The organism is Pseudogemmobacter faecipullorum (assembly GCF_020539525.1).
GTDB lineage: Bacteria > Pseudomonadota > Alphaproteobacteria > Rhodobacterales > Rhodobacteraceae > Pseudogemmobacter > Pseudogemmobacter faecipullorum.
In genome coordinates, this window is the sequence record NZ_JACDXX010000092.1 from 1 (window position 1) to 581 (window position 581).

At 54.6% G+C, this 581-nt stretch carries 1 protein-coding gene; it reads left to right on the forward strand.

Annotated elements, in window-relative coordinates; genetic code table 11:
• Window positions 1-336: 336 nt before the first annotated feature.
• On the forward strand, window positions 337-581 hold a 245-nt coding region (locus tag H0485_RS21350), incomplete at its 3' end, for a BapA prefix-like domain-containing protein (RefSeq protein ID WP_226937878.1).

A 581-nucleotide genomic window follows, 5' to 3' on the forward strand; every position in this document is an offset into this window, starting at 1 on the left:
AATCACGCCTTGGAGATTGACACGTCACCCAAGTATCAATCATACATACTTTAGGACGTATAGCGTATCTTTTGCCAATCCACTCCAGACTGAGGTGAGACGATGATCATTTTTGTTCTCTCTTTAGCACTAAGCGCCCAGCTGCTGGTTGGTGGAGCTGTTCTGATTACCGACGGGGGCTGGTTCCTCGCTCTCGTAAGCGCCCAGGGGGCGGGATGTGCCGCGGTGTTGGGGGCCGCAACAATCGGAAATGCATCGCAGCACATCTGCAAGACAGTCGGCGCGTCGCGCGCTTCCTGATCCAACAAACGCAACAATTAATCCAGGACTTACACCATGGGACCCATTCGCATCACTGCAGATAAGCCCTCTGATTTCCGGATCACCGCAAACGCGGATCAGGTGAAACAGTTCGGCCGTGTCGATAACAACCTGATCGTGCACCTTGTTGACGGTCAGCAGATCATCATCACCGATTTCTTTGTCACCGGCCCGAACGGCGAAGTCAGCCGCCTGCTTTATGCAGATGGTTCGTTCAGCGGCGTCGACAGCAACTCGACCTCGGTCGAGGGCGAAGGCGT